Source organism: Kribbella sp. VKM Ac-2571 (assembly GCF_004362255.1).
Classification (GTDB): Bacteria; Actinomycetota; Actinomycetes; order Propionibacteriales; family Kribbellaceae; genus Kribbella; species Kribbella pratensis.
In genome coordinates this window covers 172521-188743 of sequence record NZ_SNWS01000012.1, presented here as the reverse complement: position 1 = coordinate 188743, position 16223 = coordinate 172521, and the positions used below count along the sequence as shown (strand labels likewise).

The following is a 16223-nucleotide window of genomic DNA, read 5'->3' as shown; positions in this document are numbered from 1 at the left end:
CTAACTTAGATCGACACCGTCACCGATGGTGATCGTTTCTATCCCTTACAGCTCAGGAGATCATGGTGAGCGCACCTCGCCCCACCCGGCGCACGATGCTGAAGGCCGCCGGCGGGCTGACCGTCGCCGCCGGCCTCGGCGCCGGCACCATTCTGGCCACCTCCCTCGCCGCGAGTGCCGCCGACGACGGATTCGGCCTGCACATCACCGAGCGGAACGAAGACGATCCGCGGATGTGGTACTACCGCTTCCAGACCGACGCGATCGGCTGGGCCCCGGCCGTCAACGTCCTGCTGCCGAGCGACTATCACACCAGCGGGCGCACCTACCCGGTGCTGTACCTGCTGCACGGCGGCAACCAGGACTTCATCGCGTTCGACCGCCTCGGCATCCGCGACTGGACCGCGGGCAAGCCGCTGATCGTGGTGATGCCGGACGGCGGCAAGGCCGGCTGGTACTCCAATCCGGTCAGCTCCAACACCGGCCCGCGCAACTGGGAGAGCTTCCACCTCAACCAGCTGGTGCCGTGGATCGACGCCAACTTCCGCACGTACGCCGAGTTCGCCGGCCGTGCCGTCGCCGGCTTCTCGATGGGCGGCTTCGGCGCGCTCAAGTACACGGCGAAGTACTACGGCCACTTCGCCTCGGTCAGTTCGCACTCCGGTCCCGCGAGCGTCCGCCGCGACGCGGGCCTGGTCGTGCATTGGGCGAACGTGTCCTCCGCGGCCGTCGACCTGGCCGGCGGCACGATCTACGGCGCCCCGGCGTGGGACGAGGCACGCGTCACCGCCGACAACCCGATGGAGAACCTCGAGCGCTACCGCGGCAAACGCATCTTCCTGGTCGCCGGCACCAGCCCGAGCCCCGACCCGTTCGACTACGCCAACGAGACCCAGGTCCTGGCCGGCCACCGCGAGTTCCGCGCCGCCCTCGACAAGGCCAACATCCCCTTCACCGCCTACGAAGACCCCGGCGGCCACATGGTCCGCCCCGACCGCATGATCGAAGACCTCGACGGCATCATCGCCCACCTGAAAAAGGCCTGACCCGCCCCGCTCGGATCCCCACCGTTGGTGGGTCGACCCATCAGATGCAGGGTTTGCGTCCGAGATCCCGGACGCAAACCCTGCATCTCGGACGTCAACCCACGGGAGGCGGGGCTGGGTGGGACGTCGGCGTGCAGCGCGGGGGTGCGGCGTGTGGCGTCGGGTTATTCCTCGGCAAGGCGCTGGAGGAGTACGGCGAGCGTCTGCTGCTCGTCGGGGGTGAGTCGCGCCAACTGACTGACCATCACGTCGCGGCGCTTCTTGCGGAGGGTGGCCAGAACCTTCAGGCCGTCAGGGGTGAGATAGACGAGGGTGGCGCGGCGGTCGTGCGGGTCCGGCTGCCGCGCGACCAGCCCGGCCGCCTCCAGATCGTCCACGACCGACGTCGCCGATCGCGGCACGATGCCCAGTTGCGCTGCCAGTTCGCTCAGCCGCAGCAGCCGGTCCGCGCGATCGAGCGTCCGCAGTACCCGGAACTGCCCGTGCGTGACGCTCCCGCCGAACCCCTCCCGCGAGGCCCGCCGCTGGCGGCGAACGATCCCGTCCAGCAGGCCGGCAATCTGCTCCGCAGCATCATCGGGATCACGCATGCCCAGAGCCTAATGGGAGCGACCGGCCGCGAACCGTTCCGCATCCGCGAGCGCCCACCCCCTGGAAGCGCAGCAGAACCCAGACCAGCAACCCAGGAAGCACCAGCAGAACCCAGACCAGCAACCCAGGAAGCACCAGCAGAACCCAGACGAGCAAGCGTGTCGTGCCGTCGCGCCCGCGGGGAACAAAGCACCATCTTGTGAGGTTAGCTCATAGTGAGTTAACCTCACTATGTTGTGATCCCTGACTGGAAGGAACTGCATGTCGCAGATTTCCGGATTTCCGGGTGGGGGAGGGGGCGGTGGGCGCGCGATGCGCTCGCTGTTGAAGGACTCCTCCGTCCGGCACCACAAGTTGTCGGCGGGCACGCTCCGCCGGATCCTCGGGTTCGCCCGTCCGTACCGCGGCCACCTGGCCGCCTTTCTCGTCCTCGTGGCGCTCGACGCCGGCACCGGCGCGGTCACCCCGCTGCTGTTCAAGGCGATCATCGACCGCGGCATCGTGCCGGGCCACGCCCAAGTGGTCGTCTGGCTCGCACTCGTCGTAGCACTGCTAGCGGTCGCGAACAGCGCGATCACGCTCGCCGAGCGCTGGTTCTCGTCGCGGATCGGCGAAGGTCTGGTTTACGACCTCCGCACCGCGGTGTTCGACCACGTGCAGCAGCTTCCTGTCGCGTTCTTCAGCCGGACGCAGACCGGCGCGCTCATCCAGCGCCTCAACGGCGACGTGCTCGGCGCCCAGCAGGCGTTCACCTCCACGCTCTCGAACGTGGTCAGCAACCTGCTCAGCGTCACACTCGTACTCGCCGCGATGTTCGTGATGTCCTGGCAGATCACCCTGCTCGCACTCGTCGTACTGCCGCTCTTCGTCATCCCCGCCCGGCTGCTCGCCGGAAAGTTGCGCACGGCAACAGCGGAGACGTACAAGCTGAACGCCACCATGGCGCAGACCATGACCGAGCGCTTCAACGTCGCCGGCGCCGTGCTCGCCAAGGTGTTCGGCCGCACCGAGGACGCCTCGCGGGACTTCGCCGGCAAGGCCGCCCGGGTCCGCGACATCGGTGTCACCACCTCGATGTACGCCGGTGTCTTCCGGGTCTCGCTCACCCTGGTAGCCGCGCTCGCGGTCGCTCTCGTGTACGGCGTCGGCGGGGTCTTCGCCGTCGAAGGAGCGCTCGGGATCGGTACGGTCGTCGCGCTGACGGCGTACCTGAACCGGCTCTACGGGCCGCTCACCGCGCTCTCGAACATGCAGGTCGACATCATGACTACGCTGGTCAGCTTCGAGCGGGTTCTCGAGGTGCTCGACCTGCCGCCGATGGTTGCCGACCGCAAGGACGCGAAGACGCTGCCGCCCGACGCGGAGCCGTCGATCGAGTTCGACCACGTGTCGTTCCACTACCCGTCCGCCAAGGAAGTGTCGCTCGCCTCGCTCGAGTCCGTCGCGACGCTGTCGGCCGAGACCGGGGAAGAGGTCCTCAAGGACGTCACGTTCACCGTCGAGCCCGGGCAGATGGTCGCCGTCGTCGGCCCGTCCGGCGCCGGGAAGTCCACGCTCTCCTCGCTCGTCTCCCGGATGTACGACGCCACAGGCGGCGCGGTCCTGGTCGGGGGTCACGACGTACGCGAAGTCACCCAGGCCTCGCTCCGTGCGGCGATCGGTGTGGTCACGCAGGACTCGCACATGTACCACGACACGATCCGCGCGAATCTGCAACTGGCCCGCCCGGACGCGACCGATGACGAGCTGCACCAGGCGCTCGAGGCGGCGCAGATCGCGACGCTTGTCGACAGCCTGCCGGACGGTCTCGACACCGTGGTCGGTGATCGCGGGTACCGGTTGTCCGGTGGTGAACGTCAGCGGCTCGCGATCGCGCGGCTGTTGCTCAAGTCGCCGTCGATCGTGATCCTCGACGAGGCGACCGCGCACCTCGACTCCGAGTCCGAGGCCGCCGTCCAGACCGCACTCGCGAACGCATTGGTCGGCCGTACGTCGCTCGTCATCGCGCACCGCCTCTCCACGATCCGCAACGCCGACGTCATCCTCGTCCTCGACGAGGGCCGCATCCAGCAACGCGGCACCCACGACCAACTACTCGCTCAGGGCGGCCTGTACGCCGACCTCTACGCAACCCAGTTCGCCCAAGCCGCCTGAGCGCTGCGCGGACGTCCGTCACTCACCAACTCGTCCCGACGCCCTCGCTCACTGCTGCTACACGCCTGCCCCGGGGCGGCCCGCCGCGTTTGGTGAGTGGCCCAGGTCCGGCATACCTGACCAGCAGCCGGACCCCCGGTCGCGCGGCGGTGTGTGCGCGGGGGAGGATCGCGGCATGAGAGATCGGATGACTGCGGCCGCCACCGAGTTGACGTACGACGCTCCCGCCGCGGACTGGCTGGCGGCGCTCCCGCTGGGCAACGGCCGGGTCGGCGCGATGTGGTTCGGCGGCACCACGCAGGACCGGATCGCCCTGAACGACGAAACCTGCTGGTCCGGCAGCCCCGAGACGACCCGTCGGCTCGCCACGCCAACCGGCGAGATCGGCGCGACCGGCGAGGTCGGCGCGACCGGCGAGGTCGGCGCGACCGGCGAGGTCGGCGCGACCGGTGGGCGCGATGGAGTCGATGGGGTTGGGGTGCGCGGGGTTGGGGCGGGTGCGGTTGAGCGGGTGCGAGCGGCGCTGGCGGCGGGCGACGTACGCGCGGCCGAGGAGCTTGCGCACGTGTTTCACAGCGGTCACTCGCAGGCCTATCTCCCGCTGGGCGACCTGCTGCTGGACTTTGAGTCCGCCGGCGCGGTCTCGCACTACCGGCGCCGGCTCGACCTGGATACCGCGGTCGCCCGCGCCGAGTACGAAGTGGGCGGGGTCGAGGTCTGGCAGGAGGTCTTCGTCAGCGCACCGGCGCAGGCATTGGTCCTACGTCTGGGTGCCTCGCAGCCGCTGACCGTGACGCTCAGTCTCACCTCGCAGCTCCGCGCCACCACGCAGGCCCTAGGCAACAATGGGCTAGCACTGCTAGCCATCTGTCCGTCGTCGGTCGCCCCGCCCCACGGGAACGCTGTCGAGCCGATCCAGTACTCCGACGGCGACGACCGCGGGATGAACGCGGCCGTCGTACTGCGTGCGCACTCCGACGGCACGCTCACGCCCACGAACGACCAACTGACCGTCAGCAACACCACGGAACTCCTGGTCGTCCTCTCCACAGCCACCGGCTACGAAGACCCACACACCACCCCGACCCGCACCGCGGACGAGTGCCGCGAAGCAGCCGACACCGCCGCCCGCACCGCCCTCACCAAGGGGACCGGTGTGGCAGGGGCCGGCGTGGAAGCGGCCGACGTGGACGACACCGATGTGGAGGACGCCGAGGTGGAGGACGCCGAGGTGGAGGACGCCGAGGTGGGGGACGCCGAGGTGAGAGACGGCGGGCGGTTTGGGGTGGGGTTGCGGGAGGAGCATGTCCGCGATTACCAGGAGCTCTTTCGGCGGTCGGTGCTCACTCTTCCTTCGGCGAAGGAGCTGACGACCGACCGGCGGCTCGTGGAGGCGGGGGACGACCCCGGGTTGGCCGCGCTGATCTACAACTTCGGGCGATACCTGATGATCTCCAGTTCCCGTCCAGGTGGCTTGCCGACCAACCTGCAAGGGATCTGGAACGAGCATCTGCAGCCGCCGTGGAGCAGTAACTACACGGTCAACATCAACACCGAGATGAACTACTGGCCCGCCGAGACCACATCCCTCTCGGAGTGTCACCAACCGCTCCTCGACTACGTCAAACATCTCGCCGTAGCAGGCCGCCGTACGGCCGAACAGCTGTACGGCGCCAAGGGCTGGACCGCCCACCACAACGCCGACGCCTGGTGCTGGACCACGCCCGTCGACGGCAACCCGAAGTGGTCGAACTGGCCGATGGCCGGCGTCTGGCTGTGCCGGCACCTCTGGGACCACTACGCGTTCACCGGCGACCGCGAGTACCTGAACGACGTCTGGCCGACGCTGCGAGGCGCCGCGGAATTCGCGCGGGACTGGCTGATCGAACTCCCGGACGGCACCCTCGGCACCGCCCCCTCCACCTCACCCGAGAACGAGTACGTCGCCGAAGACGGCAAACCGGCCTCGGTCACGACCTCGTCCACTATGGACCTGTCGCTGATCGCCGACCTGTTCGATCGGTGCGCACAGATCGCCGCCGAGCTCGGCCTCGCCGACCCGCTGATCGACGACCTGACGGCAGCCCGCAAGCGGATCCCCGCCCCGAAGATCGGTAGCAAAGGGCAGCTGCAGGAATGGCTGGCCGACCTGCCCGAGGCCGAGCCGCAGCACCGCCACACGTCCCACCTGATCGGCCTGCATCCCGGCGACCAGATCACCCCGGACGGTACGCCGGAACTCGCCGCGGCCGCTGCCCGCACCCTGGAGTTGCGTGGCGACAAGAGCACCGGCTGGTCGCTGGCCTGGCGAATCTCGTTGTGGGCAAGGCTGCGCGACGGCGCCGCCGCTCACCGCTTGGTCCGCGAACTGCTCACCCCCGCCGCGGACGCCGCCACCGACTACGTGGGCGACGGATCCGGCCTGTACCCGAACCTGTTCTGTGCGCATCCGCCGTTCCAGATCGACGGCAACTTCGGCGCGACCGCCGGGATCGCGGAGATGCTGCTGCAGAGCCACACCGGCGAGCTCGAGATCTTCCCCGCGCTCCCGGAGGCGTGGCCGGAGGGATCGATCACCGGTCTCCGGGCCCGTGGCGGTGTCCGTGTCGACCTCACCTGGTCCCCGGATGCGGCCAACGCCGTACTGACGGCCGACCGGGACACCACCGTCGTACTCCGGCACCGGGAGCAGCGCGAGGAGGTGTCTCTCGCTGCCGGCGTCTCCCACACCTGGACAGTCGCCGGAGGCCGCTAGGTCACGTCGCGGACGTGCAGCACCATCCCGTTGGGAAGATCGCGGTCGAGCAGTGACCAGATCGTCCGCGCCACGGTCTCCGGTTTCGCGAGGTGGCCGAGGCTGCTCGCAGTTTCGCCCGGATACCGCGCGGAGGAACGACTGCCCCAGCACCTGAGCCGCCGCGGAGTTCAGCAGCACGTTGCGCGTGTACTGCTCGGTGTCGACGTGATCCGCCGAGCCGAGCGGCGTCAGCGTTCCGGCATTGTGGATGAACACCACCAGCTCCGGGCCGAGCGTTTCTGACCACCAGCGACCGCGTGGTTGCCGCCAGCATTCAGCGGAAATCTCAGCCGGCACTCGGGGAACTTGTTGCCTGCGGCATCGACCAGCCGGTATTGCGTCCGCGCGGCGAGCAGACAGGCTCCTGGGCGGCCGCGGGGAGATCCGCGGCCGCCTCAGGTGCGCTCGGCTCAGGCCAGGTTCAGGCCAGGTTCAGGCCAGGTTCAGGCCAGGTCCAGGACAGGCTCAGAACAGGCTCAGGACTGGTCGTCCGGGATGTCGTCGTTCTGGCCGTCGAGGTCGTCCAGGCGGTCCTTGGCCATGTCGGTGCCCTGGTCGATCTTGTCGCCGTACTTGCCGCCGGTCTTCTCGTCGGCGAAGTCACCGGCCTTGTCCATGCCCTCGCTGACCTTGTCGCCGTGATCGTCGACCAGGTCGCCGGCCTTGTCCTTCATGTTGTCGAACATGCCCATCGTGGTTTCCCCGTTCTCTCGATGGTTGCCTTCTACTACCGAACCGTCAGTACCCGATCGATCCGATCCCACACCACCGCGCGCCGCAATCTGGTGGTGATCCCCGTGAAACGTACGGAGTAGTTGAAGATGACATAAAAGGCTGACAGGTTGCCGCCACGACCGGGAGGGACTCGTGAGTCTCAGTCAGCCCACCGACGCCGAGTTGGACGTGATGATCAGGGCGCGTCTGGCGTCCATCGGGATCGATCTGGAGCAGTTGCCGGCCGGAAGTGCGCCGGATCCGGACACCGGGAGCCCGGGCCGGGATTCCGTGCTCGCCAGTCTGCGCGGCTTCATGCGTACGACGGTGCTTCCGTTGAGCTCGTACACGTTTGCCGCGGACGCCCGGCTCGCGCAGCAGGCCGCTCCGCCGAAGCTGTACCCGTCCATCGACGTCGTACGGGAGGCCCGATGAGCGCGCCGCAGGACAACCAGGTCGACCGGCGATCGTTCCTCCACCGCGCGAGCGCACTGGCTGCCGCCACCGCGGTCGGCTCGGTAGCGCTGCCGGCCGTCGCGCACGCAGCCCCAGAGTCCAGCGGTACGGCGTCATTGGTCGACGTACCGGCGAGATCGGTGGACGTCAGCGAGCTCACGATCGCCGAAGCCGCCACGTTGATCCGCAAGGGCAAACTGAAGCCCGAACAGTTGGTGGAAGCTCATCTGGCGCGGATCACCGCGTTCGACTCGGCGTACCAGGCGTTCAACCTGGTGCTGGCCGACGAGGCGCTGGCCCGGGCGCGTGCGCTCGGCCGGACCCGCGGCGGCGCGCTGCACGGGATCCCGTTGGCGATCAAGGACAACTACTACACGCGGGGAGTCACCACGACGGCGAACTCGTACCTGTTCGCCGACTTCGTGCCGCCCTTCGACGCGACCGCCGTACGACGGCTGACCGCAGCCGGCGGGATTGTTCTCGGCAAGACGCAGATGGGGCCGCTGGCCACCACTCGTGCGACCACGCCCGATGGCCGCATCACCACGGTGAACGCTTGGACGCCGAACGATCCCACCACAGACCCAGGCGGTTCGTCGTCCGGCTCGGCGACCGCGGTAGCGGCCCGGCTCGCGACGTCGGCTGTCGGAACGCAGACCGGCGGCTCGATCACCGCACCGTCGAACGCACAGAACCTGACAGGCTTGAAGCCCACCATGGGCCGGGTGTCGCTGCACGGCATTGTGCCGCTGAGTTACACCCGGGACCATCCAGGCCCGCTGGCACGCGACGCGATGGACGCCGCGATCATGCTCACCGCGATGGCGGGCGAGGACCCGGAAGACCCAAGAACACAAGGGCTACCGCCCGTGCCCGACCTCGTCATGGCAGCGACACCCGTGCGACCGGGACGGGCCCGCTGGCGGACCCGGATCGGCGTGATCCCCGGGTTCACCAGCGGTACGTCGGAGACCGCCGCCGCTCGTACGACGGCACTCGACGTCCTCGCCGGGATCGAGGGGCTGTCGGTTGTCGACGTGACCATGCCCGACGAATGGGACCTGCTCACGAACGCGGCCTTCAACAATGTCCGGCTCCCTGAGCGGAGCGAGCCGTTCCTTCCGATGCTGCAGTCGAACCTCCGCGGCTTCGGCGTGTCTGTGACGGGTTGGTTGCAGGGCGCGTTGCTGGGAGCCAACGAGTTCCTGATCGGCCAGCGCGCCAAGGTGGTGCTGCTGGAGCGGGTCCTCGAGGATCTGTTCGAGCAGTGCGACGTCGTGGTGCAGACGTCACCGACACCGTTCGACGCGCTCGGACTTCCCGAGTTGGCCCTGCCGATCGGCTTCACCGCGAACGGCGTACCGATCGGCACGATCCTGGGAGGCAAGCCGTTCGGCGAGGACCGCCTCCTCTCCGTCGCAGCCGCCTACCAGTCCGTCACCGACTGGCACCATCGCCGCCCGGCGGATCCGACCGCAGCGCCCGCCGCTCTACGGTCCGCCGAAAAGCAGGACCGCGGCCGAATCCACGCCGAGGAAGTTCCCGATCTCATGCAGTGAACGGATTGTGGTCCGCGGCGATCGCGGGCAGGAGCGCGTCGGCGAACTTCGCGTACAGGTGCCGCTGGAACATCGGGCCGAAGGTGACCCGGGCGACGCCGCGCGCCGCGTAGTCCGCGACCGAGTTCGCGCCCTGCCCGTAGCCGACGTTCACCGGGCCGTCGAGCTGCGTAGTGAGCGTGGAGATCAGGTCCAGGTCGCCGACGCCGATCGGGTACACGCAGTCGGCGCCGGCGTCCAGGTAGCGGTTCCCGCGGTCGAGCGCGGTCGCCAGTTGCTGGTCCGCCGTACCGTCCTTGCGGATGAACACGTCGATCCGGGCGTTGATCACCAGCGCGTCACCGGCCGCGGCACGGACCGCGGCCAGGAAGTCCGCTTGCTCACCGGCGTCGATCATCGACCCGGTCGCCGGGTCGGAGTCCTCCAGGTTGAGCCCGACGGCGCCGGTCGCGAGGAAGCGTTCCACGAGTTCGCCCGGAGCCAGCCGGTAGCCGCGTTCGAAGTCGACCGTGACCGGGACGGACACCGACTGCGCGATCCGTGCCGCACCCGCCAGTACGTCGTCGACGGGCGCGTGCTCGCCGTCGTCGTACCCGAGGACCGCGGCCGTCGCGTTGCTGCTGGTCGCGACCGCGGCGAATCCGGCCTTCTCGACCATTTGGGCCGAGGCGGCGTCCCACGCGTTCGGTACGACGAGAGGCGTGCCGGGAACATGCAGTTCCCGCAGAGTGGTTGCCAATGACATCAAGATCTCCCATGGATCAGGGGCAGCCCGAAGGCTGGGAACAAAGCAGGTTGGTGGAACGCGAGCACGGCCGAGATCGCGTCCTTCGTGCACGTCAGCACCTTGATCGAGTGCGCGTGGAACAGGTCGTCCGTGCCGCGGATGTAGAGCGCGAACGCCGGCTGGCCGTTCGCCGACGTCTCGACCAGGACCCGTCGGTCCGGACCCGGGCGCAGCTTCGAGTCGAGCAATCGCAGTACGTCGGAACGCCCGCTGAACCACGTCGGGATCGGCGGCATCTCCCACCGCGCATCCTCGCTGAACAGCCCTTCCAGTACGACGAGATCCTTGCTCTCCATCGCGGCCTGGAACTGGTCGAGCAACGCTCGCCGCAACGGCTCGTGCGGCTCGCTCAACTCGTCCTCACGCGGCCGCAACCGTGCGAGCTCGGCCCGTGCGCGCTGCAGCGAACTGTTCACCGCGGCGGTCGTGGTGTCGAGCAACGAGGCGACGTCCGCGGCCGGCCACGTGAGCACCTCGCGCAGGATCAGTACGGCGCGTTGCCGCGGCGGAAGGTGCTGCATCGCCGCGACCATCGCCAGTCGCAGGCTCGCGCGATCACCGACCACCGTGGCCGGGTCGGCCCCGAGCAACTGATCCGGGAACGGCTCCAGCCACGGCACCTCCAGGGCCTGGGCATGCAGCTCGTCGGGATCGTTGCCCGGGGCACCCAGCGCCGACGGGACGACCCGTCGGCTGCTGTGCTGCAGGAGGTTCAGGCACACGTTCGTGGCGATCCGGTACAACCACGTCCGGACCGACGAACGGTGCTCGAAGTCCGCGTGACCACGCCAGGCGCGCAGGTACGTCTCCTGGACCGCGTCCTCGGCGTCGTGCAGCGAGCCGAGCATCCGGTAGCAGTGCGCGACCAGCTCGCCCCGATACTGCGCGAACTCCTCCTCGAGGTTCATCGGACTCCTTCCACCACCTTCGCCTCGTCGACACCGTCGACACCGTCGACACCGTCGACACCGTCGACACCGTCGACACCGCCGGTACGACGGCGGGCCGCGATCGCCAGCCCCGAGAGGGCCCCGATCAACGACAGTACGCCGCATCCGGCGAGGGCCCGGCCGAAGCCGTGGCCGGCGTAGCCACCGGCTGCTGTGAAGACCGAGCCGAGGACCGCGACCCCTGCCGCGCCGCCGATCTGCCGGTTCATGCTGTAGATCCCGGACGCGATCCCGACGGACTCCCGGGGCAGCGCCGCCATCGCCGCGCTCTGGGCCGCAGGCATCGCGAGCGAGATCCCGCACCCGGTGACGACCAGCGGCACGATCAGTTCCCAGTAGTGGTCCGCGCCGCGGCTGACCCAGAACATGCCGGCGGTCTGCAGCGCCATACCGATGACGACCAGTGGGCGCTCGCCGACGCGGTCGACCAGCCGGCCGGCGATCGGGCCGACGATGAACAGTGTCGCGGTCCACGGCAGCAGCTGCAGACCGGCCTTGAACGGCGCCGATCCGAGCATCACCTGCATGTACTGCGACAGGAAGAAGACCGCGCTGAACAACGCCGCGCTGAGGAAGAACCCGGCCGAGTTCGCCGCGGTGAACGTCCGGTTCCGGAAGAACTTCAGCGGCACCATCGCATGATCCGTCCGCCGTTCCCACCATGCGAACGCCGCCAGCATCACGACCCCGATCGCGAAGGCACCCAGTACTTCGGTACTCGTCCAGCCGGCCGACTCACCGCGCACCGTGCCCCAGACCAGGCCCAGTACGGCGAGGCTGATCAGCACCGCGCCGGCCAGGTCCAGGCGTCGCGCCGGGCCGGTGCTCTCTTGGATCTTCGTCAGCACCAACGCGATCGCGAGCGCGCCGATCGGCACGTTGATCCAGAAGATCCACTGCCACGACAGCCCTTCGGTGACTGCGCCGCCGATCAGCGGCCCACCGAGTACGGCGATCCCGGTCACGCCGCTGAACACACCGATCGCCTGGCCGCGCCTCTCCGGCGGGAAAGCCGCCCCGAGCAGGCTCATCGCCAACGGCATCACCATCGCCGCGCCGACGCCCTGCACGGCCCGGGCCGCGATCAGGAACGGCAGCGTGGTGGCCAACGCGCACCCCACCGACGCGGCCGTGAAGAGCGCCAAACCTGAGGCATAGGTACGGCGCCGGCCCAGACGGTCGCCGATCGCGGCGGCCGTCATCAGAAGCATCGCAAAACTCAGTCCATAGGCGTTGACCGTCCATTCCAGCTGCTCGGCGGTTGCGCCGAGGTCACCGCGGATCGTCGTCAGCGCCGCCGCCACCACGAGAGCGTCCAGCGCCACCATGACCGACCCGAGCGAGGCCAAGCCCAGAACCCATCGTTGTTCTCTAGTCACACCTGTACAGACCGCCGAGCCACCCCGAACTCATCGGTCCGATGAGCACGAGTTTCCAGCGCCAGATTTTCAGAACCAGATTTTCAGAACCAGATTTTCTGCGCTCGGGGGGTGGAACCATCAGACACCCGCTAGGCCAGCGGGATCAGTGCCGCTGCGGGGAGCGTCGGCTTGGGGGATCCGCCGTCGGGCTCGACCGTGAGACCGAACGCCTTCATCCCGGCGGTCGAACCGTTGATGACCCTGGTGAGATCGCCGGCCGCGAGGCCGACCGAGTGGGCGGTCTGGCCGGGGTCGATCATCCACAGCTGGTAGGTCCGGTGCGCGGGAAGCTCGGGCAGATCCCGCAGGACGACGACCGACTTGTCGGCCTTCGCCGACACGACGACCGTGGCCTGCCCGCCGCCCTGGACCGCCCCGTGAACGGTCCGCGCGTCGGGCTGCGTGAGAACAGCGGCCATCTGCCGGTTGGCCTGCTCCGCGGCGGTCCGATCCCGGTACTGGTCGATCGCGATCCCGCCACTGACGGCGACCACAGCCGCCGCGGCCGCCAGTGCCAGGATCGATCGACGCCTGAAGCGCCGACGCACGGCGGGCTGATCGTGGACGACCGGGGGGAGTTGGCGGACGTTCTCGATCGCGGACATCACGTTCGCCTTCAGCGCGGGAGGCGGCGGAGTGGAGACCTGGGTCGCCAGCTTCACCGCGGCGGCGCGCAACTCGTCGACCTCGGTAGTGCAGAAGGTGCATTCCGCGAGGTGGGCCTCGAAGCGGACCCGCTCGTCGTCCGGCAGCGCGTCCAGCACGTAGGGGCCGGTGAGGGTGTGTACGTCGGGTTCCGTCATCGCGCCTGCCCTTTCGTGGTTCCGAGGCAGTCGCGGAGGCGGATCAGGCCGTCGCGCATTCTTGCCTTGATGGTCGGGAGCTTGGCCCCGAGTTGCTGGGCGACCTCGGGGTAGGTGTAGCCGTTGTAGTACGCGAGCTCGATGGATTCGCGTTGCAGGTCGGTCAGCGAGCCGAGGCACCGCCGAACCTGCTCTGCTTCGAGCTGGGTGGTGACGGTGTCGGCCACCTGGTCGAAAGCGACGTCCACGGACCGCGCGCCGACCTGCTCGGTGCGGTCGGCGGCGGCCTGCTCGGAGCGCACCCGGTCGACCGCGCGACGATGCGCGATCGTGAGGATCCAGGAGCGCGCGGAGCCGCGGTCGGCGTCGTACCGGGTCGCGGTGCGCCAGACGTCGAGCATGACCTCCTGGGTCACCTCTTCGGACTGGGCCGGGTTGCGGAGCACCCGGCGTACGAGGCCGAACACCCACGGCGCGACTCGGTCGTAGAGCGCGCTGAACGCGGCGGTGTCACCGGTCGCGGTCAGCATCAGGAGGTCGCTGTCCGCGACCGCACCGGATCGCGAGTGCGATCCGGCGGGCCAAGGCAGCGCGGTCGGTTCGTTCACGGTCAGCTTGCCGGGGGCATCAGAACGGAGTCGATGAGGTACACCGTAGCGTTCGCGGTCTTCACGCCGCCGCAGATCACGTTGGCGCCGTTCACCTTCAGGCTGTCGGCCGAGCCGCTCACGGTGACGTCCTGCTTCTCGACGGTCGAGTGCTTGCCGACGACCGCCATCGGGTCGAGCTGGCCGGGTACGACGTGGTAGGTGAGGATCTTGGTCAGCAGCGCGTCGTTCGTCTTCAGAGTGTTCACGGTCGCGGCCGGGATCTTCGCGAACGCGGCGTCGACCGGCGCGAAGACGGTGAATTCGCCGCCGTTCAGCGTGGAGACCAGGTCGACCTTCGGGTTCAGCTTGCCCGAGACGGCCGCGACCAGGGTCTTGAGCAGCGGGTTGCCGGACGCGGCGGTGGCCAGCGGTGCGGCCGCCATACCGTCGATCGAGCCGGCGCCCGAGGGGTTGGCCTTCGCGTAGCCGGCGCAGCCCGGTCCGACCAGTCCGCCGGCCGTGTCGCTCGTCGACGGTGTGGTGCTGGTCGCCGGTGCGCTGCTGCTCGTGCTGGTCGTCGTACCGCTGGAGGCGCTGCTGTTGTCGTCGCCACCACCACAAGCGGATGCGGTCATTGCGAGGGCCAGCGCGCTGAGGGCGACGCCGGCGCGGGTGAGGTACTTGGTCATGACTCGATCTCTTCCTTCAATGGGTTGATGACAGGAGTACTTCGGAGCCGTTCGGGGGCCGGATGGGTCACTCGACCATCACGACCGTGTTGTGCAGGCCGCTCGAGCCGTTCGGCCGCGGCGGTGCCTGCCGATCGGTCTGCAGTTCGCCGGTCGCGTCGGTCGCGCGAACGGTGAGTTTGTGGGTGCCGGGCGTGGCGTTCCAGCGGAACGTCCACTGCCGCCAGGTGTCCGGGCCGTCGACGGGCGCCAGCCGGGCCGGTCGCCACGGGCCGTTGTCGACCCGGACCTCGACCTTGCTGATGCCGCGGCGCTGCGCCCACGCGACCCCGGCGGCGACCGCGGGTCCGGCCTTCACGGTCGCGAAGCCCTTCGGTACGTCGATGCGCGAGGACGTCTTGATCGGCGCCTCGACCGACCAGCCGCGGTCGGTCCAGTACGCGCTGAAGTCCTGGAACCTGGTGACCTCGAAGTCGACGATCCACTTGGTCGCGGACACGTACCCGTACAGGCCGGGGACGACCATCCGCACCGGGAAGCCGTGCTCGAACGGCAACGGTTCGCCGTTCATCGCGAGCGCGAGGATCGCGTCCCGTCCGTCGGTGAGCGCCGCGAGCGGCGTACCGATGGTGAGCCCGTCGACGCTGGTCGACTTCACCGCGTCAGCCCCTTGCCGGACGCCGACTTCGCGCAGGAGATCCGCGATCGGTACGCCGATCCAGCGGGCGTTCCCCGTGTACGGACCACCGACCTCGTTGGACACGCATGTCAGGGTGATGTCGCGCTCGATCAGCCGTCGTTCGAGCAACTGGTCGAACGAGAGCCGGAGCTCTTTGTCGACAAGTCCGTGGATCCGCAACTCCCAGTCCCGCGGGTCGATCCGGGGCACCTGGAGCAATGTGTCCACGCGGTAGAACTTGGCGTTCGGTGTCGTGAACGGGCTGATGCCGGGGACGTCGAGACTCGCCTGCATGGGCCCCGCGGCGTCGGTCGGCCGCGGCACCCGAACACCCGCCCGCAGCTCCTGCCCGGATCCGCCGGCAAACCGAGCAGCACCAGCAGCCCCGGCCCCGACGACGGCCAACGCCGAAACGGTGAGCAAGAACCGCCGCCGATCAAACCCGTCCGGCTGCGCGGCATCGCCCGGCTGCCGCGTTGGTCTGGCGTGTGTGACCAGGGCCATCGCCAGCACCGCGACCACCAAGGTGACCGTTGCCGGCAGCAACCGGTCGACCAGGTTGGCGGCGGACGACCGGCTCACGATCGCGAACACCAACCCCACCAGGCCCAGCCCGCCCGCGATCGCAACCGCCGTCCGCCGGTGCCCGCCCGCGCCGATCCATCCGGCGACGGCCGCCACGATCACGAGCGTCACGCAGATGCCGACGCGCAGCAGCGGACGATCGGCCGTACCGAGACTCCGGACGGCCCAGTCCTTGACCGGCCCGGGGGACCAGTCGATGACCTGTACGCCGACCGCGTCGACAGGCCACGGTCCGCCGGTCAGGCCCGCGACGAGATATCCGGCCGCGAGCGCCGTACCGGCTGCGACCACACCACCTAATGCCCCGAGTGCCCTGTGCATGGCTGGGATTCGGTACCGCCGGGGCTCCGGATGGGTGCGAGCTGCATGGATGCACCCATCGCGGCGTAAAGTCCCCACCCG

14 protein-coding genes are annotated in these 16223 nt (G+C 69.0%); 5 read left to right on the top strand and 9 right to left on the bottom strand.

Annotation, left to right across the window (positions count from 1 at the left end; translation table 11 throughout):
- Positions 1-65 precede the first annotated feature (65 nt).
- A complete protein-coding gene (locus EV651_RS25830; RefSeq protein ID WP_305000130.1) occupies positions 66-1046 on the top strand; it encodes an alpha/beta hydrolase family protein in 981 nt (326 codons plus the stop codon).
- 164 nt (positions 1047-1210) lie between these two features.
- On the opposite strand, the gene EV651_RS25825 is transcribed toward EV651_RS25830, so the two are convergent.
- Positions 1211-1636 carry a MarR family winged helix-turn-helix transcriptional regulator gene (locus EV651_RS25825; RefSeq protein ID WP_133787830.1) on the bottom strand — a complete coding sequence of 142 codons (426 nt, stop codon included), beginning with the start codon at positions 1634-1636 and terminating at the stop codon, positions 1211-1213.
- Positions 1637-1949: 313 nt separating this feature from the next.
- Between EV651_RS25825 and EV651_RS25820 the strand changes: the two genes are divergently transcribed.
- Together EV651_RS25820 and EV651_RS25815 are read left to right on the top strand one after the other, a co-directional pair.
- A complete protein-coding gene (locus EV651_RS25820) occupies positions 1950-3791 on the top strand; it encodes an ABC transporter ATP-binding protein (protein ID WP_133787829.1) in 1842 nt (613 codons plus the stop codon).
- A gap of 175 nt (positions 3792-3966) precedes the next feature.
- The gene (locus EV651_RS25815) at positions 3967-6546 is read left to right on the top strand and encodes a glycoside hydrolase N-terminal domain-containing protein (protein ID WP_133787828.1); all 2580 of its coding nucleotides are present in this window, start codon (positions 3967-3969) and stop codon (positions 6544-6546) included.
- Between the two features lie 518 nt (positions 6547-7064).
- Here EV651_RS25815 and EV651_RS25810 read toward each other — a convergent pair.
- Complete coding sequence (locus tag EV651_RS25810) at positions 7065-7280, bottom strand: antitoxin (protein ID WP_133787827.1); 216 nt, start codon at positions 7278-7280, stop codon at positions 7065-7067.
- 175 nt (positions 7281-7455) lie between these two features.
- Between EV651_RS25810 and EV651_RS25805 the strand changes: the two genes are divergently transcribed.
- Together EV651_RS25805 and EV651_RS25800 are read left to right on the top strand one after the other, a co-directional pair.
- A complete protein-coding gene (locus EV651_RS25805) occupies positions 7456-7737 on the top strand; it encodes a hypothetical protein (protein WP_133787826.1) in 282 nt (93 codons plus the stop codon).
- On the top strand, positions 7734-9317 hold the full coding sequence (locus tag EV651_RS25800; RefSeq protein ID WP_133787825.1) for an amidase: 1584 nt from the start codon (positions 7734-7736) through the stop codon (positions 9315-9317). Before EV651_RS25805 ends, EV651_RS25800 begins: the two co-directional genes overlap by 4 nt.
- On the opposite strand, the gene EV651_RS25795 is transcribed toward EV651_RS25800, so the two are convergent.
- From EV651_RS25795 to EV651_RS25765, 7 genes are all read right to left on the bottom strand, one after another.
- Positions 9307-10062 (bottom strand): isocitrate lyase/phosphoenolpyruvate mutase family protein, encoded by a 756-nt coding sequence (locus EV651_RS25795; RefSeq protein WP_133787824.1) that lies wholly within the window; start codon positions 10060-10062, stop codon positions 9307-9309. The two genes, EV651_RS25800 and EV651_RS25795, sit on opposite strands and share 11 nt — an antisense overlap.
- Positions 10062-11012, bottom strand: a complete 951-nt coding sequence (locus EV651_RS25790; RefSeq protein ID WP_133787823.1) for a sigma-70 family RNA polymerase sigma factor — start codon at positions 11010-11012, stop codon at positions 10062-10064. Before EV651_RS25790 ends, EV651_RS25795 begins: the two co-directional genes overlap by 1 nt.
- Positions 11009-12403 (bottom strand): DHA2 family efflux MFS transporter permease subunit, encoded by a 1395-nt coding sequence (locus EV651_RS25785; protein ID WP_238157190.1) that lies wholly within the window; start codon positions 12401-12403, stop codon positions 11009-11011. Before EV651_RS25785 ends, EV651_RS25790 begins: the two co-directional genes overlap by 4 nt.
- A gap of 161 nt (positions 12404-12564) precedes the next feature.
- Positions 12565-13278 carry an anti-sigma factor domain-containing protein gene (locus EV651_RS25780; RefSeq protein WP_133787822.1) on the bottom strand — a complete coding sequence of 238 codons (714 nt, stop codon included), beginning with the start codon at positions 13276-13278 and terminating at the stop codon, positions 12565-12567.
- Positions 13275-13886 (bottom strand): ECF RNA polymerase sigma factor SigK, encoded by a 612-nt coding sequence (gene sigK, locus EV651_RS25775; RefSeq protein ID WP_238157189.1) that lies wholly within the window; start codon positions 13884-13886, stop codon positions 13275-13277. Before sigK ends, EV651_RS25780 begins: the two co-directional genes overlap by 4 nt.
- Positions 13887-13888: 2 nt before the next feature.
- Positions 13889-14557 (bottom strand): fasciclin domain-containing protein, encoded by a 669-nt coding sequence (locus tag EV651_RS25770; protein WP_133787821.1) that lies wholly within the window; start codon positions 14555-14557, stop codon positions 13889-13891.
- 67 nt (positions 14558-14624) lie between these two features.
- Positions 14625-16142, bottom strand: coding sequence for a molybdopterin-dependent oxidoreductase (locus tag EV651_RS25765; RefSeq protein WP_133787820.1), 1518 nt, complete (start codon positions 16140-16142; stop codon positions 14625-14627).
- Positions 16143-16223 lie beyond the last annotated feature (81 nt).